Genomic DNA, 24,229 nt, shown 5'->3' on the forward strand with positions numbered 1-24,229 from the left:
TCATTAATTTATTACATTTGCATAACCAGTTATATAATTGGTTGTTATGGAATGTACTATTAAGAAAAACCTACAGAAGATCAAGAAATGTTTTCCTTTTATTACTATTTGGGAATGGTTCGGGTAGAAAAAGTACAGGAACTTGGTTTAAAACAAAAAAACATAAAAATGTCAGTTCATAAAGAAGATAAAAAAAAGATTACCACGCTTCAATTAAAAAAAATGAAGCAGCAAGGAGAAAAAATAAGTGTTTTGACTGCTTATGATTATACAACTGCAAAGATCATTGACGAAGCAGGAATTGATGTAATCATTGTGGGAGATAGTGCATCCAATACAATGATTGGAAACCCAACCACATTAAGCATTACCTTAGATCAGATGATCTATTATACAAAAGCAGTAGTGAATGGTACAAAAAGAGCTTTGGTGATCGCTGATATGCCATTTGGAACCGTATCTGGAAATCCTTTGAAATCTCTTGATGCAGCTATCCGTATGATGCAGGAAACGGGTGCGGATGCCATTAAAATTGAAGGTGGAGCAGAAATCAGGGAGGATGTAAAAAAAATAATTGATGCCGGTATTCCTGTAATGGCTCATTTAGGGTTAATGCCTCAATCCATCAATAAATATGGAACGTATGCTGTAAGAGGAAAAGAAGAAGGCGAAGCAAAAAAACTTATAGAAGATTGCCAGTTAATGGAAGAATTGGGAGTATTTGGAATATTACTTGAAAAAATACCGGCTGATCTCGCTGCTCAAATTACTCAACAGATATCTATCCCGACAATAGGAATCGGTGCAGGTGCAGGGACAGACGGACAGGTACTGGTTATACAAGATGTAATGGGAATGAACAAAGATTTTTCACCCAAATTTTTAAGGCGGTATGCAGATCTGTATACTGTAATGACAGAAGCTGCACAGCATTACATAGATGATGTAAAAACAATGAATTTCCCTAACAAAACTGAGAGCTATTAATAAAAAACTTGAAATATGGACTTATTCAACAGAACAGGTAAAATGGCATTAGGAAGTAGACTTCGTTTGCTGACAGCAAAGGTAACCGACGATGCTTCTAAAATTTATGAGCTGTATAATGTAGAAAACTTTTCTCCAAAATGGTTTCCTGTATTTTTTGTTTTGCATGAAGAAAGCAATCAAACCATTACTGAAATCGCTGAACAAATTGGACACTCTCAACCTTCAGTAACAAAAATTATCAAGGAAATGCTGAAGGCAGGATTGGTTGAGGATAATCTTAAATCAAGTGATAAGAGAAGAAATATAGTAGGCTTAACAGCGAAAGGAAAACAGCTCGCAGAGAGAATGGTAACAGTACAATGTGCAGATATAGATCTTGCTATTGATGGGATTATTGAAGAGGCTACCCACAATCTTTGGGAAGCGCTTGCCGAGTGGGAGCACCTTTTTGAACAGAAATCTTTGCTTTCAAGAGTAAAAGAACAGAAGAAAGCACGGGAGAGCAAAAATGTAAAAATTGTTGATTATGAACCGAAATATCAGTCTGCATTCAAAGCACTCAACGAAGAGTGGATCTCTACTTATTTTGTAATGGAAGATGCCGACTATAAAGCATTGGATAACCCCGAAGAATATATTTTAAATAAAGGAGGAAAAATACTTGTCGCACTCTATAATGATGAACCTCTAGGGGTCTGTGCTCTTATCAAAATGGATGATCCTGATTATGATTTTGAGCTGGCAAAAATGGCTGTATCTCCCAGAGCCCAAGGAAAGAATTTAGGCTGGCTGCTGGGACAGGCTATCATCAGCAAAGCAAAAGAAGCCGGAGCATCAAAAATATATCTTGAAAGTAATACCATACTGAAACCCGCTATTAATCTGTATTACAAACTGGGGTTCAAGAAAGTATCCGGACGTTTAACACCTTATCAGCGTTGTAATATTCAAATGGAACTAGATATAAAAAATTAAAAATATGTACGATAAAAAAGTAGCCGTTGTTATCAAAGACGACCTGTTGCCATGGCAAAAGCTTAATGTTGTTTCTTTTCTGGCCGGAAGTATTGCCATTGAATTTCCGGAAACCCACGGTAATAAATTCGTGACGGCTGACCATGAAGAATTCCTGGCTTTTATAAAGCATCCTACCCTTGTCTATAAAGCAGACAGTACAGAAAAAATTCAAAGAGCATTCCGCCGGTCAAAAGACCGTGAGCTGGCAATCGGAATCTATACCCGACAGCTCTTTGATACAAGATCTGGTGAAGAAAATGTTTTAGAAATAGCAAAACATACTGCAGATAACCTGGATCTGGTAGGTATGATTGTATACGGAGAAAATAAAAAAGTTGATAAAGCTTTGGATGGACTAAAATTTCATGATTAAAAAACCAATCATTATGTACGACAGAATAAAAAACAGCTTCGACAAGCAGGGAATTATGAAAACAATAGGCGCTTGTCTGGAAGACGTTCAACAGGGAGAAGTGAAAATTACCTGTAAATTTTCGGAAAACCTGACACAGCACAACGGCTTTTTCCACGCAGGCGTTCTGACAACGATTGTAGACAGTGCCTGCGGATATGCAGCTCTGACAACAATGCCCGAAAATTCTAATGTACTGACAGTAGAATTCAAAGTTAATTTTATGAAACCTGCCAATACAGATAAGCTCGTTGCCATTGGAAAAGTTCTAAACGCAGGAAGAACACTTACCATTTGCGAAGGCTATGTCTATGATCAAAAAGAAGAAAAACTCATTGCAAAAATGACAGCAACTATGATTGCCATACCTTCATAAAACCGATTTTTCTCCGGTCACCCTCTTATGCACAAATTTTTATTTGTGCATTTTCAATGTAAATCTATGATATAGAACGTTTTTATAACTTATAACAACCATAAGCTTATATATTAATTCCATATCACCATCATTAGTTTTTTCTATTTCTCATAAGGAATCTTGAAGTGATAATTTCCTAACTTTTCAGTTTGAAACAAAGTAAAGGAATACAGAATACTTCAGACAGTTTTATTGTATAATACACTGAAATATTCAAAATTCAAAAGCCATAACAGCAAACAGATTCATCATCTTATGACAGATAAAAATTTTAATCCTCAGAAAGGTTTTATATTCAGCAAACATGTACCGGAGGAATTATCACATTTTGACAGGGTCTTTGATGTTTTCAAAGATTTGCTTACCCATACCTCCGGAGATCTTGAGGAAGCCTTTGAGTGGCTTGATATGCTTGATAAGGAATATGATATCTTCAACGAGGAATATACCCTTCAGGATTTTGAGGAAGATCTGAAAAAACGTGGGTATATTAAAGAAGAAGACCCTGAAGAAGGCAATACCGGAAGTGGAAAAGGTAAAAATATATTAACCCCAAAGCTGGAAGCAGCCCTCCGTGAATATGCTTTAGATCAGATTTTCGGAAAACTGAAGAAGAACGGAGCAGGAAATCACCGTACCAGTAAAACAGGAATCGGTGACGAACGCGATGGTGAAAACCGCTCCTTTCAATATGGAGATGATCTTACAGCCGTAAATATGACTGAAAGCTTAAAAAATGCACAGATCAATAACGGAATTTCAGATCTGCGCCTTACAGAAGACGACCTCATTGTAGAAGAAACCAAACACAAGGCACAAATGAGTACCGTCCTCATGATAGACATCAGCCACTCCATGATCTTATATGGTGAAGACCGTATTACACCAGCGAAAAAGGTTGCCATGGCACTTGTAGAACTTATTAAACGGAAATACCCCAAAGATTCCATTGATATCATTGTTTTTGGAAATGAAGCATGGCCAATCAAGATCAAAGATCTGCCCTATTTAAAAGTAGGCCCATATCATACCAATACGGTAGCCGGTCTGGAACTGGCAATGGATATTCTCCGCAGAAAAAGAAATACCAACAAACAGATTTTCATGATCACTGACGGGAAACCTAGCTGCATTCAGCTGCCTAGTGGTGAGTTTTATATGAACAGTTTTGGTTTGGATGAAAAGATCGTCACCCAATGCCTCAACAGAGCAGCACAGGCCAGAAAACTGAAAATCCCCATCACTACTTTCATGATTGCCCAAGATCCATATCTGCGTCAGTTTGTAGAAGAGTTTACAGCTCAGAACAAAGGAAAGGCATTTCTGACAGGGCTATCAGGTTTAGGACAAATGATCTTCGAGGATTACGAAAAAAACAGAATAAGAAGGATATAGAGGTCGGATTTCAGACTTCATCAAAGCAGTAAAATAAAAATCTTACCAGATAATTAGCAGTACAAGAAAATGAAAAACGATATTACATTCAAAGAATTAAAAGACTCCGGTTATACCCATAAAACGATCAATGAGGAAATCCAGGCAAACCTGATTGCCAGGATTAAAGCTAAAGAACCCGTATTTGAAGGGCTATGGGGCTATGAAGACATTGTGGTTCCCCAATTGAAGAAAGCCATTCTTGCCGGTCACCACATCAATTTGTTGGGTTTACGCGGTCAGGCAAAAACAAAAATTGCAAGAAGCATGGTCAATCTGTTGGATGAATATATGCCTATTGTAAAAGGGTCAGAAATCAATGACAGTCCGTTTCATCCGATTTCAAAATTTGCCAGAGATCTCATTGCAGAGCAGGGTGATGAAACTCCAATTTCGTGGGTACACCGCTCTCACCGTTTCTATGAAAAACTGGCTACTCCCGATGTGAATGTTGCTGATTTAATTGGCGATATAGATCCCATTAAAGCGGCTACTTTAAAACTTCCTTATTCCGATGAACGTGTTTTACATTACGGAATGATTCCGCGTGCTAACCGTTCTATTTTTGTTTTAAATGAACTGCCGGATTTACAGGCACGCATCCAGGTTTCCCTGTTTAATATTTTGCAGGAAGGTGATATTCAGATCCGCGGATTTCAACTGAGAATGCCTCTTGATATTCAGTTCGTTTTCACAGCCAATCCGGAAGACTATACCAACAGAGGAAGTATTGTAACTCCATTAAAAGACAGAATCGGGTCTCAGATCTTCACCCATTATCCAAAAACAATTGCCCTTGCCCGCCAGATCACAGAACAGGAAGCATTGATTTCTGCTGAAGATAAAGCACAGATCCAGATTCCTGACCTGGCGAAAGATCTTTTGGAGGAAGTAGCTTTTGCAGCCCGCATCAGTGAATATGTAGATGCAAAAAGCGGTGTGAGTGCACGTCTGACCATCAGCGCCATGGAGAATTTAATCGCAGCCGCTAAATTACGTTTGATTGAATCCGGAGCTGAGCGAACCACTGTCCGCCTGCTTGATTTCATGTCTATTATTCCCTCTATCACAGGAAAAATTGAGCTGGTCTATGAAGGAGAACAGGAAGGTGCAGATTATGTTGCCAAAATATTGATTGACAAAGCGGTGATGGCCCAATTTGAAAGTCTGTTCCCACGTATCTCCAAACTTGAAAAAGAAGGGATCAAAACTCCTTATACCGACCTCATCAGATGGTTCAATAAAAATCATCTGGAGCTTAATTATAATGATACCGATGAAGAGTTTTATGCTAAACTCGATAAGATAGCTCCTCTCACTGCTGTAGTGGAAGAAAATACATCTGAACTGAGTCCGGAAGATCAGAATTTCTGCAAAGAATTGGTATTATGGGCATTGACTATCAGTAATAAAATTGATAAGTCTGAAAGTCAGAATGCCTTTACTTTTGATTCACCAGGTATCGGTCAGTTTCTGCGTAATTAAAATCAATATCTTACAGATTAAACATAAAAAACCTTCAGATCAGTTCTGAAGGTTTTTTTATTTGTTTCTGCGAGAATTTGTCCTAATCCTTGTCAAGAGTCAGGAACAGGAATTAAAAAGCCTCATAAATTGATTCTCAATCAGATTATTTTAGCCTCTATACCATATTATCATTTTTAAGTATAGCAGCTCCAAAAGGATTGTCGACCAGCCATAACCACTCCCCTTCATCATTTCTTTTCATAATGCACGAAGTATGACCAGTCATGTGTATCAAATGTCCATCAGGAGCAGTTCCCGTCATTTCCCATTGATCAAGCCACATCGCAAGATCATTCACAACAGTTACATGTGGAGCTTCTCCTTGTATATCCAGCCTTAATCTGCAGATCTCATTCATTGCCAGACTTATTTGTTCCAGTCCTCTCAGCTCTCTCCCATCTCTGCCAATGTAGACAGCTTCAGGATGAAAACAGCTTAATGCTCCTGCTGCATCTCCATTTTTTATACAGTGACGGAAATAGGCTACTGCCCCTTCTTCTGTTTGTCTGTTAAAGTCCTGCATTTATTTCAGATTTCTGGAGTTTAATTCTTCTTCTAATTGTTTCTTATTTTTATTCCAGCGACTAACAATAGAACCTACAAAAAATAATGGCAAAACTGTCAGAAATCCGAAACCGCCAGTTATGGTACTATAAATCGAAATACCTACCATTACTCCCAGGAGTACAGCATTGAGAATGTTATTGGATTTGATTTCTTTTTTCTTTTCTAATAATTCATGGTCGGTTAATTGTGATAATTCTTTTTCCATAGCTCATTTCAAGTTTTTTGGTTGGTTTTTGGTTTTTAAAATAACAAAAATTATTGTTCTGAAATTTATTTTTACCGAAAGCTAAAATACAATATTGCCAAGACATTTTTTTATTTCTTTTATTTGTAATTTATTTCAAGCTGTCTATTTCTGAAAATTTCAAAACTTATGGAAGACAACCTGAATTCTATTTACAGAGTCATCAATTTCATGGAAAAGAATTATGATCGGCCTGTTTCTGTAAAGGAACTGGAAGATATTTCACATTATTCTTACCGGAATATCCAGCGTATTTTTAAGTATAGCTGCGGAGAAACAATAGGTGCCTTTCAGCAAAGATTAAAGGTTGAAAATGCCTATAAGCGGATTCTTTATACCCAGGAAAACCTTACGTCCATTGCCATTGAAGTAGGTTTTGCCAATATCGCTTCTTTTTCCAAGGCTTTCAAACAGCATTTCGGGATTTCTCCAAAAGCAGCGAGATTAAGTAAAGAAAAGCTTTTGTGTGAAGACGAGATCACTCCGATAACATCTGATGAACTGCTGGAACCAGAAATTGTCTATCTCAAATCACTGCAGGTATATTATCAGAGTATTAAAACCTTTTATAACAATGAAGAAATTGAAGTATTGTGGGAAAAATTCATGGAAAATAAATTTCCTGATGCCGGAACAGAATATTTTGGCGTAATAGCAGATGAGCCGTTGATTAAAACTGAAATCAGCTGCCGGTATGATTCATGTGCTTCTGTACAATCTTTCAACAAAAAACTGCCTTCAAAAACAATATTCGGAGGTAAATATGCCCGTTTCATCCATACAGGAAGTTATGAAACTATAGACGAAACGTACACTAAAATCTATTCCCGCTGGATTTTTAATTCCGGTCTTGAATTTTCACACGCTCCTATCATAGAACAATATAAAAGACATGCTGACAATGAAGATAACCAGGAAAATCATTTAACTTATATTTTACTGCCTTTGAAATAAATTGTCAATTTGGGACAAGTTTTCACATTTTTATCGATCTAATTTTGCCCTGTTAAAAATCAACCAATTATGCAAAAAAAGAAAATCATGTCCCTGCTATTACCAGCTATTTTACTTTCCTGTTCTCAGACAGAAGTACCAGAGCCTCCGGAGGTAACAAATGCCGGTACTGTTATTTACAAGATGCCGGAAGAATCTGCAGCCCATGAAGGAACCTGGCTTCAATGGCCACATCAGTATCAATATGGAATCACCTACCGTAACCGACTGGATGCAACCTGGGTAGCGATGACCAAAGAACTGGTACAAAGTGAAAAAGTTCATATCATTGCTTACGATAATATAGAGAAAAACCGTATCACAGACTTATTAAACAGTGCAGGAGTCCCCCTTACCAATATCAATTTCAAACTTTATCAGACAGATGATTTCTGGATTAGAGATAACGGTCCTATTTATGTAAAAGATCAAAACGGACAGTTATTCATTCAGGATTGGGGATTTAACGGCTGGGGCAGCAAAGCTGATTACAGCAAATGCAATGCAATTCCATCTAAAATAGCAGCAGATACCAATATCCCGAAAATCAATCTCAATTCTGTGATGGTCAATGAGGGCGGAAGTGTGGAAATTGACGGAAACGGAGTATTAATGGCCTGTAAAAGTTCCATCCTTAATAACAATAGAAATCCGGGGATGACACAACAGCAGGCAGAAGCTATATTTACCAAAAACTTAGGGGTAACTAAATTTATCTGGCTAAATGGAAAAGCAGGTCTTGATATCACCGATATGCATATTGACGGTTTTGCCAGATTTGCCAATTCGTCTACCATTATCACAATGAATCCTGATGATCTGAACTATTGGCAGGTTCCTGACAGCGACATTGATAAATTATATGATGCTACCACAAAAAGCGGGTCTCCTTATAATTTTGTAAAAGTACCTTTAACAAGGAATGATGTGATAACCACTTACGGAAAAAATGTAGGCCGTGCTTCTTACATCAACTATTATATTGCAAATAACCGCGTATTGGTTCCTAATTATAATGATCCGAATGATGCCGTTGCCAACAATATCATCCAACAGCTGTATCCCGGTAAACAGGTTGTTGGAATAGACTGCCGTAATTTATTTGCCAATGGCGGAATGGTACATTGTGTAACGCAGCAGCAGCCACAATAAAACAAATACTTCCAATAGATAAAGTCTGCTGATTGTTCTGCAGACTTTATCTATTTATATACAAAATATTGTTTACTCAGATTTTTAAATACTTAACCTCATTATGCCCTATTTGTTATTACAACTGAAAGGCATTCGCCAAAAAATAGCGTAAATTTGCCATGTCATCTCATAAAATGATGGTTTCCAGTGTAAGTATTATGAAAAAAACAGCAGTTTCTTTATTGGCCCTTCTTCTGAATATTGTTTGCAATGCACAAAATTTTGATGTGATTCCCTTAGGGATCTATGGCGGTGAGCAGGAAGACAATTTATCAGCCTATCTGGTAGGCGCTCCGAAAGACAATGCATTTCTCTGCCTTGATGCCGGCACTGTAAATGCAGGAATACGAAAAGCAATTGAACTGAAAAGCCTTGAAGGATCAGCAGAAACAGTTTTAAAAGATCAGATAAAAGGATATTTTGTATCCCATGGTCATTTAGACCACTTATCAGGCCTTATTATCAATTCTCCGGCTGACTCTAAAAAAGATATTTTCGCTATCGCTCCGGTGATTCAGATTTTGCAGAATCATTATTTTATCACAGATACCTGGATCAATTTTGCTGATCAGGGACAAAAACCGATCCTTGGAAAATACCACTATAATGAACTTAAGGAAGGAACGGAAATTCCGGCTCCTAAAACACCTTTCTTTATTACCGGATATGAGCTGAGCCATGTAGCTCCCTATAAAAGCAGTGCAGCATTGGTAAGAAAAGATGATCATTACCTTCTTTATCTGGGTGACACGGGTGCTGACCGCATTGAAAAGTCTGACCGGCTTGATCACCTTTGGAACACTATCGCTCCTCTTGTTAAAAAAAGACAGTTAAACACCATATTAATTGAAGTTTCTTTCCCAAACAGTCAGCCTGAACATCTGCTGTTCGGACACCTTACTCCTAATCTTTTGACTGAAGAACTAAGCAAACTGAAAGAAAAAACAGGACAAAGCAGCCTTGAAGGACTCAGTATTGTAGTTACTCATAGAAAACCAACAGGTGATAACCCTGAACTTATCAAAAAGGAACTCTTGAAAAACAATCCTCTGAAAGTAAATTATATTTTCCCGGAACAAGGCAAAAAGATTAGTTTACCATAAAACAAATCAAAAGATGAAGCATATCTCTGTTTCATCTTTTTTATTTTCGACATTACAACTTATCAATAATTTTAACTAAATACAAATCAGTTATTTAAAAACAAATCACTAAAATTAATTAAGGTTTTCATGTTTATCATATTTTAATATCGTAATATTGCAATATTAAAATAAAAATAATGGGAGTTACTAAAACAGAAATCTATACTGACGAACAAAACAGATTAGCTTCCCTTCTTAAAGTTTTGGGACATCCTGCCAGAATAGCTATTTTACAATATATTATTAATCAAAAGGCATGCATCTGTAATGATTTGGTTGAAGAGCTTGGTTTGGCTCAGGCTACTATCTCGCAACATTTAAAAGAGCTGAAGAATATCGGAATCATCAAAGGTTCAATTGAAGGAAAATCAGTATGCTACTGTATTAATGAAAGTACCTGGAAACAATTTCAAAACGAATTCAACCTGTTTTTTAATCAGGATGTTACGATAAAATAATGCTGTTAAGGCATTTTTTTTGAACATCATAATCGTAATATTGCAATATAACACTAATAAATTTTAATCTAATGAAACTATCTGAAATCAAAAAAATCCTTCCGACACTGGAAAATGTAGAATTTCAATTGGAAAACAGCACTTTTGTACCTGAGCATTTCCATGTAACAGAAGTAGGTCAGATTACAAAAAACTTCATCGATTGTGGCGGTGTAATCCGAAATGAAAAGGCGGTCAACTTTCAGCTATGGAATGCTGATGATTATGAACACCGTCTGAAACCGGGAAAACTGCTGCATATCATTCAACTTTCTGAAGAAAAACTGGGAATAGAAAATTCAGAAATTGAAGTAGAATATCAGGGAGAAACTATCGGTAAATATGATCTGGAATTTAACGGTAAAAATTTTGTCCTGAAAAACAAAACAACAGCCTGTCTTGATCAGGAAGCATGCGGAATTCCTTCTGAAAAACAAAAGAAAAATCTTTCTGAATTGTCTGCAAACCCAAAATCAGCTTGTAATCCGGCTTCAGGCTGCTGCTAATTAAACCTTATAAAATAGATAGATGTATCAAGAATTATTAAACACGGTTCAATCTTTACAATGGGAAAATATAGAGACCAGCAGAAAAGAGATTCTGGAACCATTGGTTAGCTACATTCAGCAAAAAGTAAATGAGGGGAAAGAAGTCAATCTGAATTTTATCTGCACGCACAATTCGCGCCGTAGTCATTTGACGCAGGTTTGGGCACAGGCAGCGGCTGCTTTTTTTACGATCCCGGGAGTTCATAGCTACTCCGGAGGTACGGAAACAACGGCATTATTCCCCAAGATAGCAGAAACTTTAGCTGAGCAGGGGTTTACAGTATTCAGTATTGCAATTTCAGATAATCCCATATATGCCATAAAATATGATGGCAATACCCTCCCCGTTATAGGTTTTTCAAAAAAATATGACAGTCCTTTCAATCCCGTTTCCGGATTTGCAGCAATTATGACCTGTTCGCAGGCAGATGGCGGATGTCCGTTCATCCCAGGAGCAGAAAAAAGAATTCCTATAACATTTGAAGACCCAAAAGTTTCAGACAATACCCCTGAACAAACAGGTGTATATACAAAGCGAAGCTTACAAATTGCAGAAGAAATGTTCTATGTTTTTTCTAAAATCCAATAATATGCAGCCAAGATTAAAGTTTCTGGATCGTTATCTCACATTATGGATATTCCTTGCTATGGGTATTGGGATAGCTTTGGGACATTTGTTTCCGGCTATTCCTAACATCATCAACTCCCAGTCTGTAGGAACTACCAATATTCCTCTGGCAATTGGACTTATTCTTATGATGTATCCACCATTGGCAAAGGTTGACTATTCCCTTCTGCCATTAGTATTTAAAGATAAAAAAGTGATCGGCATTTCCTTATTTCTCAACTGGATCATCGGTCCAGCCCTTATGTTTGCCCTCGCGGTTCTTTTTTTAAGACATGAACCTGATTATATGTCAGGTCTGATACTAATCGGACTGGCAAGATGTATTGCTATGGTAATTGTCTGGAATGACCTCGCTAAAGGTAACAGAGAATATGCTGCTTTGTTGGTTGCTTTAAACAGTATTTTTCAGGTGTTTACTTATAGTTTTATGGTTTGGCTGTTTATCAATGTACTTCCCGCTCAATTAGGACTGGCCAGTTTCAATGTAACTGTGTCTGTGAAAGATATTACGGAAAGTGTCTTGATATACCTCGGAATTCCTTTTCTGGCGAGTTTTCTTAGTCGTTATTTTCTGATAAAATCAAAAGGTACAGTGTGGTATAACAGAAAATTCATACCTCAGATATCTCCTGTTACACTGTATGCTTTATTATTTACGATCGTACTGATGTTTAGCTTAAAAGGGACCAAAATATTGGAACTGCCTATGGACGTGATAAAAGTAGCAGTACCGCTGATCATCTATTTTGTTCTCATGTTTTTTATGAGCTTTATGATCAACAAATCATTAAAAATTCCTTATGATAAAAATGCATCAATAGCCTTTACAGCAACCGGAAACAACTTTGAGCTGGCCATTGCTGTTGCCATCTCTGTTTTCGGCATTCATTCACCGCAGGCATTTGTAGGTGTGATTGGACCATTGGTGGAAGTTCCTGTATTGATGCTTCTGGTAAAAGCAGGATTATTATTGAAAAAGAAATGGTATCATGTGTGATAACAAAATATCTTATAAAAAAGCCTTGAATCATTCGATTCAAGGCTTTCTTTGCGGAGAGTGAGGGATTCGAACCCCCGGACCTGTTACAGTCAACAGTTTTCAAGACTGCCGCAATCGACCACTCTGCCAACTCTCCCTAAACTCCGGCTATACCGTTGTTTTCAGTGGTGCAAATATAGAACGATTTTTAATTTCCGCAAAACTTTTGCCACACAAATTTTAACAAAACTTAATAATAGACTAGAAATCAAGGGAATTATTTTTCCCGAACATATCATCTATTCCTTGTCTACGATTGCAATGAAGCTGTTTTTTAAAAGTTCGGACGGATATACAAACTGATCTCCATCTTCTCCCTTCACTACAATAGCCCCTTGTTCATCGTTAAGACACTTGTCCAACTGGGTTTTCATATCATTAAGAGCTCCATTGGGAACCTCAATGATGTAGGTTCCGGTAACGTGTGTTATTTTGATGACTTTTTTTTCCATATTCTTTTTTATGAGTTGCTAAATGTAGGAATTTTACTTTAAGTAGGAAGACATTTATGATCATGAACAGAACGCTCTTTAAAAATGATTCAAAGCATAATACAGGTCATGAATAATAAAACTATTCGATTTCCTATACTCAATTTTACATTTATAATTTATATTTGTAAGGTTTACCTTAAAAAACTAATAACACTATTTTCAAATCAGTCTCTGGACATTACCACTTACGTGCTTCTGAATAATAAATATAAAATCAATGTTCTTCTGGATTCCGGCTCCGGCAAAGACTCTTTCTGGTTGAGTGAAAACCTGATGAATACACTAGGCATCAAAAAAGAAATGCTGCAGGTAATGGAAAAGAAAAGTGAATTCAATCCCGATCTGACGACCAAGTTTTATAATGGTGACATTGGCAGTATTTCCACGTCTTTTGCTACGTTGAAAAACCTAAAGTCTCTTTTGTAGAAGGTCTTATTTATGAAGGTAAAACGAGCATCAACTGGCTGGGTAAAAAACTGGGATTCAATCTTAAAGAGAAAAAGATTTATATTTTGGATTAGAAATTACAGAATTTTTTTTGAGTTATTAGGACTGGATTCCTACGGAATGATACAATTTGAATGGTGGTTTACCCATAACGCCTGTCATTTCGTAGGAATCTAAAGCTTTGTGCATACTCCCTTTTTTTACTCTCCAGCAGGTTCAAACAATTCTATCTTGTTTCCTTCCGAATCAAGAATGTGAACAAACTTTCCATATTCATACGTAGCTATCTCATCCAGGACCGTTACTCCTTCTTTCTTTAATTCCTCTACCAATGCTTCAATATTCTCTACATGGTAATTGATCATGAATTCTTTGGATGAAGGCTCAAAATATTGGGTAGATTCTTTAAAAGGGCTCCACAGCGTATATCCTTTTTTATCAGATTCTTCGTCTTTCCAGTCGAATTTGGCTCCGTATGGGCTGGTTGGTAATCCGAGATGCGTTTTATACCATTCGTTAACTTGTTCTGGGTCTTTACACTTAAAGAAGATGCCTCCAATGGCGGTTACTCTTTTCATTTTTTATTCGTTTTTTGTTCAGTTTATAGTTACTCAAATGCAAATTCAAGTCGTTTTGCAGTTTCACAAATATATTAATTCATTAGATATTTCATTATTTTTTGTGAAATATTTGGTATGGAGGAATGTTTAATGTTGGAAAACACAAAGGCGCAAGGATTTTATCTCCGATAAAATTGTATACTGTAGAATCTATTTTATCTTATGCTGATTTTAACGTTTACACAGATACTCAAAAACATCTTCTATCCCATTGATATGCGTGATTTTTTTAATAAAAATAAAATCTCATCCTTGCTGAAAATCTTTGATTTTCTTGCGCCTTAAATAAAGCATAAAACTTAAAAAAACTTTGCGCCTTTGCGATTACCAATAAAAATTGATCAATGTTTTAAAGATGCATTTGGAAAACAAAAAAGCGCACCCATCGGGCACGCTTTGTATTGTATACACTGAATACTATTAATGTAATTCAGCTAAATATTTTTCAGCATCCATTGCAGACATACACCCGCTTCCTGCAGCTGTAATAGCCTGTCTGTAGATATGATCCTGAACATCTCCGGCAGCAAATACTCCCGGAAGATTTGTTCTTGAAGAACCTTTCTCTGTTAAAATATATCCGTTTTCATCAAGATCTATCTGACCTGCGAAAATATCAGTATTCGGCTTGTGACCGATGGCGATAAAGATTCCTTCAACATCTACTGTAGATTTCTCCTGAGTCTGGTTGTTGATGATTACCGCTCTTTCTACTAAACTGTTTTCCCCTTCAATCCCAATTAATTCATGGTGGAATTTCACCTCGATATTCGGAGTACTTTCCACTCTGTGAACCATTGCTTTTGAAGCTCTGAAAACGTCTTTTCTTACCAATAGAGTTACTTTCTTACATAGTTTTGCAAGGTAAGTAGCCTCTTCAGCAGCTGTATCTCCTGCTCCTACTACTACTACATCTTTTCCTCTGTAGAAGAATCCGTCACACGTAGCACAAGCAGAAACTCCACCTCCTGCATACTTTTTCTCATCATCAAGACCTAAATATTTTGCTGTAGCTCCAGTAGAGATAATTACTGTTTTGGCAAGGATCTCTTTGTTTCCTGCATATAATTTGTGAACACCGCCAACTTCTTTTGAAAATTCAGCTTTAGTGATCATTTCATAATGAACCTTGGTATCAAATCTTTCTGCCTGTTTTTGCAGATCCATCATCATTTCAGGACCTGTAATCCCAGCTGGATACCCTGGAAAGTTATCCACCTCCGTGGTTGTAGTTAATTGTCCGCCTGGCTCCAAACCTGTATACAATTCAGGTTTAAGGTCTGCTCTTGCTGCATAGATAGCAGCGGTGAAGCCAGAAGGCCCAGATCCAACGATCACACAATCTAAAATGTTTTGCTCCATAATTTACTTTGTTCGAAAAGATTTAATTTAAATTAAGACTGCTAATTTCGGAATTTTTAATTTCTCCTTAAAGTTATTTTAATGATACTTGTCAATATCTGATATGCTGAATTTCGATGGTCATTTTGTACAGGTCAAGATTCGGGGTTAGATTACAGGGTTTGGTCTTTAATATGAAAAATAAAACTTTTGTTTTCATACCCCATCAAGTATCGTACACTCATATCGTTATCTCGAATCATAAAACCCGCATCCCGTCTCACACCTTCATCTTGATTTTATCTACATTGATAATCTTGTACACCAGCTCTCTGATCAGTTCAGCTTCTCCCATATTCACAGCTCCAAGCCCTTTTCCTTTCATATCGAATTCCCGCAAAATAGAAATGACTCTTGTGGCATGTTTTAAAGGATAAAGCCTTGCACTTTCTGCATAATCTTTAATAAAGTAAGGATTTACGCCCATCTGGGAGGCAATTGCCTGTGGAGACTGCCCTGCCATCGTTTGATAGATAATAACGTTTGAAAAGTAATTATAAAGGCTTGCCAGCATCATTACAAAAGGATTGTTCTTCGAATTTTTACCCATAAAATGAGCAATTTTAAAAGCAGCATTGGCATTTTTAGTTCCCAAGGCCTTCTGTAGCTCAAAAATATTGTATTCTTTACTGATTCCGATATGATTTTCAACAATTGTTCCGTCAAGGATTTCTCCTTCTTTAAGAATGATCTTTAATTTGTTGAGTTCATTCACAATTCTTGACAGGTCATTACCCAGATATTCTGCCAGAAGATGGGAAATATTGGGTGCTGTATTGATTTTAAGTTTCGCGCATTCATCTGAAATCCATTTAGGAAGATTGCTTTCCTTTATAGATTCACTCAGGAAAAGAGCTTTGGCTTTATCCAAGGCTTTGGCAGCCTTTTTTCGGCTGTCCAGCTTCTTGTGTTTATGGGCAAAAACCAATACTGTAGAAGGTACAGGATTTTCTACATAAGATTCCAGAATTCTGTTTTCCTCTTCATTGAATCGCAAATCCTGAGCTTCTTTCACGATAATCACCTGCTTATCTCCCATCATCGGAAACTGTCTTGCCAGAGAAAGGACTTCCTGATAAGAAGTATCTTTTCCGTAAGTAACCGTTTGGTTGAAAGCTTTCTCATCTTCTTCCAAAAAGTTATGTTCAAGGGCTTTCACAGCAACATCAATAAAGTAGGCTTCTTCTCCGTGGAAAAAATAAATAGGTAAAACTTCTTTATTTTTAATATTTTTGAGGATTAAATCTAATTCTTTCATCTTATTAATGGAACTTCCAAAACTGAATTTTCAGGAAACTTTTGATTTTAAATTCAAGAAAGACAAAGATAAGTTTTTTATTTATGATTTGGTTCGTAAAACTTATCTTCTGCTCACTCCTGAGGAATGGGTAAGACAGCACTGGATACATTATTACCTTACTGTAAAATCCTATTCCACATCTGCCCTGATTACTGAAAAAAAGATTGTTCTGAATGGACTGACCAAACGTGTTGACCTACTGGTTACCGAGAAAACAGAGCCTGTAATTCTGATTGAGTGTAAAGCGCCACAGATCAAATTAACGGAAAAAACATTTGAACAGACAGCCAGATACAACTCTATTATCGGAGCCAGAGAAATCATTCTGACCAATGGACTTCAGCATATCAATGCGTATTATAAAGACGGACAATATCAGTTCTACAGACCAGAGTAAATAGAGACTGATTTTAAGTATAATCATACAAAATAAAAACACAAAAGCCCACCGTTTACATAATGATAATCAATGGAAAGCAAAAATCATCTCCTTTGGAGAAGCAGCGAGAAGTCATTGTTTTGACGGGGTATTCACAACAATATCAATTAATATGAAAATCAAAAACATTATTTTCGATTTCGGAGGTGTCCTTATGGACTGGAACCCGAGATATTTTTTCAAAGATTATTTTAACGATAATGAAAAAATGGAATTCTTCCTGGAACATATTGCACAGGATGAATGGAATGTAGAACAGGACAGAGGAAGAAGTCTCGCTGAAGGAACAGAAATCCAGGTGAAAAAGTTTCCTGAATGGGAAAAAGAGATCCGGGCTTTCTACGACAACTGGACGGTAATGCTGAAAAGCGATATTCCACAAAACGTAGAAGTGCTGAGAAAACTGAAAAATACGGATTATCATCTGTTTGGACTCACCAACTGGTCGGAGGAAACTTTTCCTTACGCATTGGAAAACTATGATTTCTTCCAGATATTTGAGGGTAAAATTGTTGTTTCCGGAGCAGAAAAGCTGATAAAACCCGATCCTGAAATCTGGCATGTGCTGTTAGAAAGATACAATATCAAGGCTGAGGAATCGGTTTTCATCGATGATAATACAAAGAATATTGAAATGGCAAAATCACTAGGCTTTATTACCATCCAGGTTTTTCCGGACACTGATTTAGCAAAGGAATTGAAGAAATCTGGAATTGACGTTTAAACATTTAAATATTTTCTTAATTTTAATCTGTTTATAATTCACTAATTCACAAATAATTAATTATGATACGTTCCATCTTATTAACCACAATGATCATGGCTTCAGGAACTCTTTTCAGTCAGAAACTTAAAACTGTTTCCTATCAGGACGGCGCACAGAAACTGAATGGCTTAATTACCTCCAACGCAGGAAAGAAACTTCCGGGAGTTTTGATTCTCCCAGCCTGGAAAGGGATTGATGAAGAAGCCAAAACAGCCGCCATTGAACTGGAAAAGCAAGGCTACATTGCCTTTATCGCTGATATTTATGGCGAAGGAAAAATTCCTGCAGACAATGAATCTGCCGCTAAAAGTTCAGGATACTATAAACAGAATTATAACGAATACCAGAAAAGAATTTCGCTGGCTTTGGAACAGCTGAAGAAAAACGGAGCCATTTCTGACAAAACAGCTGTTATTGGATATTGTTTCGGAGGTACCGGAGCATTAGAATCTGCCAGAGGACATCTGCCTGTTGCGGGAGTTGTTTCTATCCACGGAAGCCTTGCAAAGGATCAGAGCAGAAAAAATGAGGCATTAACTGCTAAAATTCTTGTTGAAAATCCAGCTGATGACAAAGGTGTAACTCCTGATGATTACAATAACCTTATCAAAGAAATGAACGAAGGAAATGCCGACTGGCAAATTATCACATACGCCCACTCAAAACATACTTTCACAGATCCAAAATCACCGGATTATAATGAAACCATGGCGAAAAGAGCATGGAATCACACCCTGATGTTCCTGAAAGAGATTTTAAAGTAAACATAAAAAAGGCAAATCTGCTAACTGCAAATTTGCCTTTTTCCTTTTATATTTTTATCCAATTATGGTTTAGCTTCCAGCTCAACATCATATTTTTTTGGAGAGTATTTGGTCAGGGAACCTGTTGCGGCATCAATTCCAACTCCTATAGCTCCTCCCAGAATAATATTAAGTAAAGTTACTGCATTAAAGTTTTTAGTCAGCTTCACTTCTTTCTTCTCAAACCCTTCTTTTTCAAATGCTACCATCTGCTTACCCAAAGCTCTTGGGATTTTAGCAGTACAAGGTGTTGTACATTTTTCTATTCCTTTGTGAAACACTTTTGCCCCTTCAGGATTTGAAGAAAAAGCGATTGAATCCTGAGTTCCTGTAAAAATTGTTGCGCATGAAGTAGTAGAAAGTACGATTCCCAGCATAAGTACAATTGATAATTTGTTTTTCATAGATTTTAATTAGTTCATTTTTTTAAGTCCGCGAACTTACAAAATAATTTAAAACATTCAATATCAATTTTGAAAAAAACTTAACAAAGCATAGAATTCATAGGTATTTCAAGAAGATAACTCTAATTTACCATCCAAATAAAAAAAGGCAAATCCTAGGATTTGCCTTTTTTTATATTTTAAAAATTTTCTTAATCTACACCTTCCTCTTCCCTGTTGACCAACTCCATAGAAAATGCAGGCAGGCAGATGGCAAGATATTCGCAAGGTTCTGAAAATGGGTTACTGTAACGGATTCTCGCTCCTTTTTCAATAAGAATACTCTGCCCTTTTTCCAGGGTAATGGTTTCTCCATCAATTTCAAATTGTTTTTTCCCTGAAATAATATAGGTAAACTCATCAAATTCCGGCGTCTGATGGGGCTCGCTCCAGTCTGGAGGTGCTACCATATGCGCAATAGAAACATTAGAATTTCCGGTAGAATTTCCCCAATGCTCTTCTATCAGCTTCCCATCAGTAGTTGGGACTACGAATGGTGATTGTTGAATTTTATATTTTTTCATACCCAGGCTTCTTTTTTGATTTCATAGACAAAATTGGTTCTTGTAGGTTCTGCAAAATAAGCAACTTCTTCCTCTGCAATTTTTTGTCCTCCAAGTCTTTCCAAAGCGGTCTGTGAACGGAAGTTTTCTTTTCCGATATGAAAGTGAACTTTATCTACAAACTGGAAGATATAATCCAGCATCAGCTTTTTAACCTGTGGGTTAATACCTTTGCCCCATGATTTTGTTCCATAGAAAGTATACCCGATGAAAATATGGCTGTCTTCTTCATCAAAGTTATAATAACGGCTGCTTCCCAAAACATCCCCGGTGGCTTTTTCAATAATCTTGAAAGCACCTTTACTCTCCATAGCTCCTGTAAAAAAGTTTTCAAAAACCTCTTTCTTATAACGGTCCTTGTTGGGATGCTGTTCCCATACTTTAGGATCGGAAGCTACTTCATATAAAGATTCAAAATCCCCTTGCTGTAAGGGGATTAACTGAAATTCTTCATTCTCTAAAACAGGCTGAACATAAAAATTCATTATTTAGCTCTTTTTAGTAGAATCTGATTCTATTTTTTTGATTTCCTTCAATTTGTCAGAAATCTTGATCACAGTGTCTAATTTTGATGGCTTCAAAGGAACTTCTGCCTGAGCCATATCCCATTTGATCACTAGGTTTCCTGTATTTTCATCTGTAGGATTCAGAGTAATTTCAAACCACTCCTGTTTGTCTGTCAGCTTATTTACTGGTACGGTAACATCTACTACGTCCTGTTTAGGATCGTAAGTATAAGCTCCCCACTGCTGGAAATCTTTATTCAGGATCACTTTCCATTCTTTTTCTGTAGGAACAATGAATAATCCATAGGTTCCTGCAGGCACTGTTTTCCCGCCGAAATTAACGGCCTGTCCAAAAGTAATTTTCGTAGACGAGTTCGCTCCTGCTCTCCAAACCTGACCATAAGGAACCAATTCTCCGAAAATCTTACGTCCTTTCACTCCCGGTCTTCCATAGTCAATAGAGATTTTGGACATTGAAAACTGCTGCTCCACCTTCTGACGCGGGCTTGCTGCCGGTACAGAATAATCCTGAGCAAAACTGAATGCTGAAACTGAAATGCAAACTGCTGCTAGTAACTTTTTCACGTGTAAATTTTTGTTTAAAATTACAAAAATCAAAACAAAATAGCTTTCACAAACTTCGTTAATTTTTGTTTTCCCGATATTTTTCTATTAACGTAGTATTCCAATCAAATCCTTTTTTTACCCTCCCTTTTGCCATTGAAGACTTTGCTATTCTTAATCATTTTACCTTTTCTCAACTGGATTGAATGAAGAAATATTAGAAAAAAAACTAAAATAAAATAGCCTTTTCCAGTTCCAGTAATTTTTGTTTTCTCCAGATTCCTCCGCCATATCCCGTTAACTGTCCATTACTTCCGATCACACGGTGACAGGGTATGATAATGGATATTTTATTCAACCCGTTGGCATTGGCTACTGCTCTTACAGATTTAGGATTCCCCAGGATATCAGCCTGTTCCTGATAGCTTCTTGTTGCTCCATAAGGAATTTTCTGTAAAATATTCCAGACTTCCTTCTGGAAAGCAGTTCCCACCGGAGAAAGAGGAACGGTAAATTGGGTTCTTTTTCCATCGAAGTATTCCTTCAGCTCTTTTTCCAGGATATCAAAATGTGGGTTTTCTCCCTGAATGATATTCGCTTTACAATGTTCTGAGATACTTTTCAGCTCTGTAGGAAGTGCTTTTCTGTCTGAAAATTCCAGAAGGCAGATGCCATGTTCATCGGCGCAGGCTATCATCGTTCCCAACGAGGTTTCAATTCTCTTCAGATCAATAATCTTTTCCGTCGTATTATTTTTAGGAGATACCCCAAAGATATTTTTAAAACTCTCATTAAAGCCACTCAGGCTTTCATATCCTGTATCAAACGCTACCTCTGTAACTGATTCTCCCTGTTGGAGTTTTTTAAATGCTGTATTGAGTTTGGACATTCTCTGGAAAGCATGAAAAGTTATTCCATGATGTTTCAGAAACCATCTGCGGACTGTTGCGGGCTCCAATCCTCTTTTTACAAGATCATAATCTTTAAGCTTCAATGTCGGATCTTCAGCAATTTCTTTCAGCAATTCTTTAATATAGGATGGTGTTGCATTCAGATTTTCCAAAGGTCTGCATACTTTGCAAGGGCGATAGCCTTTCAGCATAGCATCTTTGGTAGTGGAAAAAAATTCTACATTTTCAAATTTTGGTTTCCTTGCCGTACATGTTGGTCTGCAGAATATTCCTGTGGTTTTTACACCCATCCAGAATATCCCTTCAAATGAAGCATCCTTGGTATAAGAAGCTTCATACATTATTTTTTCTGTGAGCTTCATAATGTAATAAAAAGAGGTGAAAAATTTCTTCCGTTCGTAATCTTTTGACTTGCTTTTTCAAGCTCTCTGTAGATTTCTGCATTCCACACACTACTCAACAGTAATGGCTCTTCACTAGGCTGTACCTGTTCAAAACTTATCATAACTTTTTTATTCAAAATTAGAAAGACTACAGGGTGTTTACAACCGAAAAATGAACATCTATTTTTTATAATTCTCCGAGTACAGCATTAGTTTTAAAATAATATAGCCTTTTCAAGCTCCAGCAATTTTTGTTTTCTCCAGATTCCTCCGGCATACCCTACCAATTCTCCGTTGGAACCTATCACCCGATGACAAGGGATTAAAATGGCAATTTTGTTAATTCCATTGGCTGTTCCTACAGCACGTATTGCCTTGGGGTTTCCTAATCTTTCCGACTGTTGTTTGTATGTTCTTATTTCTCCCATTGGAATTTCACGGAGAAGCTCCCATACTTTTTCCTGAAACTCTGTTCCTGTAGTAAATAATGGAACTTCAAAATGGGTTCTTATTCCTTCAAAATATTCTTTCAGCTCTTCTTCCAATTGGTGGAAATGAAGATGTTCTTTCTCTACAATTTCAGCTTTCAAGACCTTTGACAAAGCCTTCAGCTGTTTTTCAATATTCTTCCGGTCTGTAAATTCAAGCAGGCAGATTCCCTGATCTACGGCACAGGCGATCATTTCCCCCAGTGGCGTTGATATGTTTTTTTGGTGTATAATTTCCATTAGTTTAAAATTAAGCTTTTTTGGAAATCATAGCTTCTTTTTAATGAGGTAAAATTCTTTTTATCTGTTCAATATGCCTTACATTGTGATAAATAACAAAACGAAAGGTATCTCCCAGCTTCAGTTTGATCAATTTTGAAATACTGATACTCGTTTTTGTTCTTTCAAGATCAATATTCTGTGCTTTTTCTAGTAATTCGAGTAACTGTTTTTGCTGGCTGATAAATTCCTCCACCACTCTTTTGTTCAGCTGGCTGTGGATGGGGTTCATTGCTTTAAGTGTCTTCATCGCATTCTGTTTTTTCTTCGGAAGCATCATATTTGCAAAATAATTACCGAGGATTCCCGGTTTAAAATCAACACCCGGAGTGGTTTTGGATGCAGCAATCCTGTTAGAAATTTCCGGAATATAAAAAGCTCCGTAACGGTTGAGATGCTCCAGACATTCCAATGGGCTCCAGCTATCCTGTGAAGTTCTGAAGTTCAGCTCCTCCTCTGTTTTTTGGGTGAGTATCTGTGCATATTGTAAATGCTGGCGGGTTGTTTCTTTTAATTCATCTAATAATGCCGAAGCTAAAATTTTCATTACTTTTTTTATGCAAATATCCTGAACAGATCATTCTTAAATCTTGACTGAACTCAAGATTTTTTAAGCCTTGATAAAGTTTCCGGTGACATCCTCAGATAATTGGCAATGTATTTATTGGGAACTTCCTGAAACAGCTTTGGGCTTCGTTTCAAAACTCGCTCAAAGCGTTCTCCCGGAGCATTGATGAGTAAATCTTTTTCTCTTTCGAGCTGCTGCAAGACCAGATCTTCCAGAATATTCATCCAGAATTTCAGATGTTCTTCACTGGACTGTATAAACTTATAAAATTCCTTTTTTGAGGCTATTCTTACTGCTGTCTTTTTAATTGCCTGAATATAAAGATCAGACGGTTTTTCTGCTAAAAAAGAATCCAGGCTGACAATAATATTTCCGGCATATCCGAAACGGATAATTCGCTCTTCATTTTCATCCATCATGAAAATCCTGACACTGCCGTTTTCAATAAAATAAATGTTAGTATCCATACTTCCCGAAATCTTCAGGAACTCATTTCTTTTGAATTCTTTCTTCTCCCAATGGATTCCGCTTTGAAGTAACTTTTCAACCATTTCATTTTATTATTTGCTTTTCCAAAGATAATAGGTAATTTTAAAGTTTT

General features: G+C 36.9%; 32 protein-coding genes and 1 tRNA gene. 17 read left to right on the forward strand and 16 right to left on the reverse strand.

Annotated elements, in window-relative coordinates; translation table 11 throughout:
• The first annotated feature begins 168 nt into the window (after nt 1-168).
• From panB to FW781_RS13255, 6 genes are all read left to right on the forward strand, one after another.
• Entirely contained in the window at nt 169-987 is an 819-nt protein-coding gene (gene panB / locus FW781_RS13230) for a 3-methyl-2-oxobutanoate hydroxymethyltransferase (RefSeq protein ID WP_149387851.1), read from the forward strand.
• A gap of 15 nt (nt 988-1,002) precedes the next feature.
• Complete coding sequence (locus FW781_RS13235; RefSeq protein WP_149387852.1) at nt 1,003-1,965, forward strand: bifunctional helix-turn-helix transcriptional regulator/GNAT family N-acetyltransferase; 963 nt, start codon at nt 1,003-1,005, stop codon at nt 1,963-1,965.
• 4 nt (nt 1,966-1,969) lie between these two features.
• The gene (locus tag FW781_RS13240) at nt 1,970-2,380 is read left to right on the forward strand and encodes a DUF2000 domain-containing protein (RefSeq protein WP_149387853.1); all 411 of its coding nucleotides are present in this window, start codon (nt 1,970-1,972) and stop codon (nt 2,378-2,380) included.
• Complete coding sequence (locus tag FW781_RS13245; protein ID WP_228720198.1) at nt 2,373-2,795, forward strand: PaaI family thioesterase; 423 nt, start codon at nt 2,373-2,375, stop codon at nt 2,793-2,795. Before FW781_RS13240 ends, FW781_RS13245 begins: the two co-directional genes overlap by 8 nt.
• Nucleotides 2,796-3,092: 297 nt before the next feature.
• Nucleotides 3,093-4,232, forward strand: a complete 1,140-nt coding sequence (locus FW781_RS13250) for a vWA domain-containing protein (RefSeq protein WP_149387855.1) — start codon at nt 3,093-3,095, stop codon at nt 4,230-4,232.
• A 69-nt stretch (nt 4,233-4,301) separates the two neighbouring features.
• A complete protein-coding gene (locus tag FW781_RS13255) occupies nt 4,302-5,756 on the forward strand; it encodes a sigma 54-interacting transcriptional regulator (RefSeq protein ID WP_149387856.1) in 1,455 nt (484 codons plus the stop codon).
• Between the two features lie 157 nt (nt 5,757-5,913).
• Here the strand turns inward: FW781_RS13255 and FW781_RS13260 are convergent, their stop codons facing one another.
• Both FW781_RS13260 and FW781_RS13265 read right to left on the reverse strand, forming a co-directional pair.
• Complete coding sequence (locus FW781_RS13260; RefSeq protein ID WP_149387857.1) at nt 5,914-6,321, reverse strand: YybH family protein; 408 nt, start codon at nt 6,319-6,321, stop codon at nt 5,914-5,916.
• Nucleotides 6,322-6,570, reverse strand: coding sequence for a DUF92 domain-containing protein (locus tag FW781_RS13265; protein WP_149387858.1), 249 nt, complete (start codon nt 6,568-6,570; stop codon nt 6,322-6,324).
• 168 nt (nt 6,571-6,738) lie between these two features.
• Between FW781_RS13265 and FW781_RS13270 the strand changes: the two genes are divergently transcribed.
• The 7 genes from FW781_RS13270 to arsB all read left to right on the forward strand — a co-directional run bounded on the left by FW781_RS13270 (nt 6,739) and on the right by arsB (nt 12,611).
• Nucleotides 6,739-7,563, forward strand: coding sequence for an AraC family transcriptional regulator (locus FW781_RS13270; protein ID WP_149387859.1), 825 nt, complete (start codon nt 6,739-6,741; stop codon nt 7,561-7,563).
• A 69-nt stretch (nt 7,564-7,632) separates the two neighbouring features.
• On the forward strand, nt 7,633-8,754 hold the full coding sequence (locus tag FW781_RS13275; RefSeq protein WP_149387860.1) for an agmatine deiminase family protein: 1,122 nt from the start codon (nt 7,633-7,635) through the stop codon (nt 8,752-8,754).
• 200 nt (nt 8,755-8,954) lie between these two features.
• Nucleotides 8,955-9,899 (forward strand): MBL fold metallo-hydrolase, encoded by a 945-nt coding sequence (locus FW781_RS13280; protein ID WP_149388275.1) that lies wholly within the window; start codon nt 8,955-8,957, stop codon nt 9,897-9,899.
• Between the two features lie 179 nt (nt 9,900-10,078).
• Nucleotides 10,079-10,399 carry an ArsR/SmtB family transcription factor gene (locus FW781_RS13285; RefSeq protein WP_149387861.1) on the forward strand — a complete coding sequence of 107 codons (321 nt, stop codon included), beginning with the start codon at nt 10,079-10,081 and terminating at the stop codon, nt 10,397-10,399.
• Between the two features lie 71 nt (nt 10,400-10,470).
• A complete protein-coding gene (locus tag FW781_RS13290; protein WP_149387862.1) occupies nt 10,471-10,944 on the forward strand; it encodes a DUF6428 family protein in 474 nt (157 codons plus the stop codon).
• 22 nt (nt 10,945-10,966) lie between these two features.
• Nucleotides 10,967-11,575, forward strand: a complete 609-nt coding sequence (locus tag FW781_RS13295; protein WP_149387863.1) for a low molecular weight phosphatase family protein — start codon at nt 10,967-10,969, stop codon at nt 11,573-11,575.
• A 1-nt stretch (nt 11,576) separates the two neighbouring features.
• The gene (gene arsB, locus FW781_RS13300; protein ID WP_149387864.1) at nt 11,577-12,611 is read left to right on the forward strand and encodes an ACR3 family arsenite efflux transporter; all 1,035 of its coding nucleotides are present in this window, start codon (nt 11,577-11,579) and stop codon (nt 12,609-12,611) included.
• A 54-nt stretch (nt 12,612-12,665) separates the two neighbouring features.
• On the opposite strand, the gene FW781_RS13305 is transcribed toward arsB, so the two are convergent.
• A tRNA-Ser gene (locus tag FW781_RS13305) sits at nt 12,666-12,750 on the reverse strand.
• Nucleotides 12,751-12,892: 142 nt separating this feature from the next.
• A complete protein-coding gene (locus FW781_RS13310; protein ID WP_149387865.1) occupies nt 12,893-13,105 on the reverse strand; it encodes a glyceraldehyde-3-phosphate dehydrogenase in 213 nt (70 codons plus the stop codon).
• A gap of 108 nt (nt 13,106-13,213) precedes the next feature.
• Between FW781_RS13310 and FW781_RS13315 the strand changes: the two genes are divergently transcribed.
• The gene (locus tag FW781_RS13315) at nt 13,214-13,573 is read left to right on the forward strand and encodes a hypothetical protein (RefSeq protein WP_149387866.1); all 360 of its coding nucleotides are present in this window, start codon (nt 13,214-13,216) and stop codon (nt 13,571-13,573) included.
• Between the two features lie 221 nt (nt 13,574-13,794).
• Here FW781_RS13315 and FW781_RS13320 read toward each other — a convergent pair whose 3' ends face one another.
• The 3 genes from FW781_RS13320 to holA all read right to left on the reverse strand — a co-directional run bounded on the left by FW781_RS13320 (nt 13,795) and on the right by holA (nt 16,873).
• Nucleotides 13,795-14,172, reverse strand: a complete 378-nt coding sequence (locus FW781_RS13320) for a VOC family protein (RefSeq protein ID WP_149387867.1) — start codon at nt 14,170-14,172, stop codon at nt 13,795-13,797.
• Nucleotides 14,173-14,634: 462 nt separating this feature from the next.
• Nucleotides 14,635-15,576, reverse strand: coding sequence for a thioredoxin-disulfide reductase (gene trxB / locus FW781_RS13325; RefSeq protein ID WP_047376728.1), 942 nt, complete (start codon nt 15,574-15,576; stop codon nt 14,635-14,637).
• A 259-nt stretch (nt 15,577-15,835) separates the two neighbouring features.
• A complete protein-coding gene (gene holA, locus FW781_RS13330; protein ID WP_149387868.1) occupies nt 15,836-16,873 on the reverse strand; it encodes a DNA polymerase III subunit delta in 1,038 nt (345 codons plus the stop codon).
• Between the two features lie 7 nt (nt 16,874-16,880).
• Between holA and FW781_RS13335 the strand changes: the two genes are divergently transcribed.
• The 3 genes from FW781_RS13335 to FW781_RS13345 all read left to right on the forward strand — a co-directional run bounded on the left by FW781_RS13335 (nt 16,881) and on the right by FW781_RS13345 (nt 18,884).
• Nucleotides 16,881-17,312: a type I restriction enzyme HsdR N-terminal domain-containing protein gene (locus tag FW781_RS13335; protein WP_149387869.1), complete on the forward strand. Its 432-nt coding sequence runs from the start codon at nt 16,881-16,883 to the stop codon at nt 17,310-17,312.
• A 154-nt stretch (nt 17,313-17,466) separates the two neighbouring features.
• Nucleotides 17,467-18,078, forward strand: coding sequence for an HAD family hydrolase (locus tag FW781_RS13340; RefSeq protein WP_149387870.1), 612 nt, complete (start codon nt 17,467-17,469; stop codon nt 18,076-18,078).
• A gap of 62 nt (nt 18,079-18,140) precedes the next feature.
• A complete protein-coding gene (locus FW781_RS13345; RefSeq protein WP_149387871.1) occupies nt 18,141-18,884 on the forward strand; it encodes a dienelactone hydrolase family protein in 744 nt (247 codons plus the stop codon).
• Between the two features lie 62 nt (nt 18,885-18,946).
• Here FW781_RS13345 and FW781_RS13350 read toward each other — a convergent pair whose 3' ends face one another.
• The 9 genes from FW781_RS13350 to FW781_RS13385 all read right to left on the reverse strand — a co-directional run bounded on the left by FW781_RS13350 (nt 18,947) and on the right by FW781_RS13385 (nt 24,179).
• Nucleotides 18,947-19,327 carry a PEGA domain-containing protein gene (locus FW781_RS13350; protein WP_149387872.1) on the reverse strand — a complete coding sequence of 127 codons (381 nt, stop codon included), beginning with the start codon at nt 19,325-19,327 and terminating at the stop codon, nt 18,947-18,949.
• Between the two features lie 191 nt (nt 19,328-19,518).
• A complete protein-coding gene (locus tag FW781_RS13355) occupies nt 19,519-19,890 on the reverse strand; it encodes a cupin domain-containing protein (protein ID WP_149387873.1) in 372 nt (123 codons plus the stop codon).
• Entirely contained in the window at nt 19,887-20,414 is a 528-nt protein-coding gene (locus FW781_RS13360; RefSeq protein ID WP_149387874.1) for a GNAT family N-acetyltransferase, read from the reverse strand. Before FW781_RS13360 ends, FW781_RS13355 begins: the two co-directional genes overlap by 4 nt.
• Before the next feature lie 3 nt (nt 20,415-20,417).
• Complete coding sequence (locus FW781_RS13365) at nt 20,418-21,020, reverse strand: DUF2911 domain-containing protein (RefSeq protein WP_077414838.1); 603 nt, start codon at nt 21,018-21,020, stop codon at nt 20,418-20,420.
• 208 nt (nt 21,021-21,228) lie between these two features.
• A complete protein-coding gene (locus FW781_RS22780) occupies nt 21,229-22,272 on the reverse strand; it encodes a bifunctional transcriptional activator/DNA repair enzyme AdaA (protein WP_149387875.1) in 1,044 nt (347 codons plus the stop codon).
• Nucleotides 22,269-22,415 carry a hypothetical protein gene (locus FW781_RS22450; protein ID WP_172625725.1) on the reverse strand — a complete coding sequence of 49 codons (147 nt, stop codon included), beginning with the start codon at nt 22,413-22,415 and terminating at the stop codon, nt 22,269-22,271. The genes FW781_RS22780 and FW781_RS22450 overlap by 4 nt, the downstream gene beginning before the upstream one ends.
• A gap of 93 nt (nt 22,416-22,508) precedes the next feature.
• The gene (locus FW781_RS13375; protein ID WP_149387876.1) at nt 22,509-23,021 is read right to left on the reverse strand and encodes a methylated-DNA--[protein]-cysteine S-methyltransferase; all 513 of its coding nucleotides are present in this window, start codon (nt 23,019-23,021) and stop codon (nt 22,509-22,511) included.
• 40 nt (nt 23,022-23,061) lie between these two features.
• Nucleotides 23,062-23,607: a DinB family protein gene (locus FW781_RS13380; protein ID WP_149387877.1), complete on the reverse strand. Its 546-nt coding sequence runs from the start codon at nt 23,605-23,607 to the stop codon at nt 23,062-23,064.
• A 53-nt stretch (nt 23,608-23,660) separates the two neighbouring features.
• A complete protein-coding gene (locus tag FW781_RS13385) occupies nt 23,661-24,179 on the reverse strand; it encodes a Crp/Fnr family transcriptional regulator (RefSeq protein WP_149387878.1) in 519 nt (172 codons plus the stop codon).
• Nucleotides 24,180-24,229: the final 50 nt, after the last annotated feature.

Origin of the sequence: Chryseobacterium panacisoli (genome assembly GCF_008274625.1) — a bacterium.
In the GTDB taxonomy this organism is placed as follows: Bacteria; Bacteroidota; Bacteroidia; order Flavobacteriales; family Weeksellaceae; genus Chryseobacterium; species Chryseobacterium panacisoli.

Bases quoted from the DNA above. Each gene is read 5' to 3' on its own strand.
- FW781_RS13340 (WP_149387870.1), top strand. From the start codon at position 17,467: ATGAAAATCAAAAACATTATTTTCGATTTCGGAGGTGTCCTTATGGAC.
- FW781_RS13280 (WP_149388275.1), top strand. From the start codon at position 8,955: ATGAAAAAAACAGCAGTTTCTTTATTGGCCCTTCTTCTGAATATTGTT.
- FW781_RS13375 (WP_149387876.1), bottom strand. From the start codon at position 23,021: ATGGAAATTATACACCAAAAAAACATATCAACGCCACTGGGGGAAATG.
- arsB (WP_149387864.1), top strand. From the start codon at position 11,577: ATGCAGCCAAGATTAAAGTTTCTGGATCGTTATCTCACATTATGGATA.
- FW781_RS13295 (WP_149387863.1), top strand. From the start codon at position 10,967: ATGTATCAAGAATTATTAAACACGGTTCAATCTTTACAATGGGAAAAT.
- FW781_RS13245 (WP_228720198.1), top strand. From the start codon at position 2,373: ATGATTAAAAAACCAATCATTATGTACGACAGAATAAAAAACAGCTTC.
- FW781_RS13380 (WP_149387877.1), bottom strand. From the start codon at position 23,607: ATGAAAATTTTAGCTTCGGCATTATTAGATGAATTAAAAGAAACAACC.
- FW781_RS13290 (WP_149387862.1), top strand. From the start codon at position 10,471: ATGAAACTATCTGAAATCAAAAAAATCCTTCCGACACTGGAAAATGTA.
- FW781_RS13270 (WP_149387859.1), top strand. From the start codon at position 6,739: ATGGAAGACAACCTGAATTCTATTTACAGAGTCATCAATTTCATGGAA.
- FW781_RS13310 (WP_149387865.1), bottom strand. From the start codon at position 13,105: ATGGAAAAAAAAGTCATCAAAATAACACACGTTACCGGAACCTACATC.
- FW781_RS13235 (WP_149387852.1), top strand. From the start codon at position 1,003: ATGGACTTATTCAACAGAACAGGTAAAATGGCATTAGGAAGTAGACTT.
- FW781_RS13255 (WP_149387856.1), top strand. From the start codon at position 4,302: ATGAAAAACGATATTACATTCAAAGAATTAAAAGACTCCGGTTATACC.
- FW781_RS13250 (WP_149387855.1), top strand. From the start codon at position 3,093: ATGACAGATAAAAATTTTAATCCTCAGAAAGGTTTTATATTCAGCAAA.
- holA (WP_149387868.1), bottom strand. From the start codon at position 16,873: ATGAAAGAATTAGATTTAATCCTCAAAAATATTAAAAATAAAGAAGTT.
- panB (WP_149387851.1), top strand. From the start codon at position 169: ATGTCAGTTCATAAAGAAGATAAAAAAAAGATTACCACGCTTCAATTA.
- FW781_RS13275 (WP_149387860.1), top strand. From the start codon at position 7,633: ATGCAAAAAAAGAAAATCATGTCCCTGCTATTACCAGCTATTTTACTT.
- FW781_RS13345 (WP_149387871.1), top strand. From the start codon at position 18,141: ATGATACGTTCCATCTTATTAACCACAATGATCATGGCTTCAGGAACT.
- FW781_RS22450 (WP_172625725.1), bottom strand. From the start codon at position 22,415: ATGATAAGTTTTGAACAGGTACAGCCTAGTGAAGAGCCATTACTGTTG.
- FW781_RS13315 (WP_149387866.1), top strand. From the start codon at position 13,214: ATGAATAATAAAACTATTCGATTTCCTATACTCAATTTTACATTTATA.
- FW781_RS13355 (WP_149387873.1), bottom strand. From the start codon at position 19,890: ATGAAAAAATATAAAATTCAACAATCACCATTCGTAGTCCCAACTACT.
- FW781_RS13285 (WP_149387861.1), top strand. From the start codon at position 10,079: ATGGGAGTTACTAAAACAGAAATCTATACTGACGAACAAAACAGATTA.
- FW781_RS13320 (WP_149387867.1), bottom strand. From the start codon at position 14,172: ATGAAAAGAGTAACCGCCATTGGAGGCATCTTCTTTAAGTGTAAAGAC.
- FW781_RS13265 (WP_149387858.1), bottom strand. From the start codon at position 6,570: ATGGAAAAAGAATTATCACAATTAACCGACCATGAATTATTAGAAAAG.
- FW781_RS13385 (WP_149387878.1), bottom strand. From the start codon at position 24,179: ATGGTTGAAAAGTTACTTCAAAGCGGAATCCATTGGGAGAAGAAAGAA.
- trxB (WP_047376728.1), bottom strand. From the start codon at position 15,576: ATGGAGCAAAACATTTTAGATTGTGTGATCGTTGGATCTGGGCCTTCT.
- FW781_RS13335 (WP_149387869.1), top strand. From the start codon at position 16,881: ATGGAACTTCCAAAACTGAATTTTCAGGAAACTTTTGATTTTAAATTC.
- FW781_RS13260 (WP_149387857.1), bottom strand. From the start codon at position 6,321: ATGCAGGACTTTAACAGACAAACAGAAGAAGGGGCAGTAGCCTATTTC.
- FW781_RS13350 (WP_149387872.1), bottom strand. From the start codon at position 19,327: ATGAAAAACAAATTATCAATTGTACTTATGCTGGGAATCGTACTTTCT.
- FW781_RS13360 (WP_149387874.1), bottom strand. From the start codon at position 20,414: ATGAATTTTTATGTTCAGCCTGTTTTAGAGAATGAAGAATTTCAGTTA.
- FW781_RS22780 (WP_149387875.1), bottom strand. From the start codon at position 22,272: ATGAAGCTCACAGAAAAAATAATGTATGAAGCTTCTTATACCAAGGAT.
- FW781_RS13240 (WP_149387853.1), top strand. From the start codon at position 1,970: ATGTACGATAAAAAAGTAGCCGTTGTTATCAAAGACGACCTGTTGCCA.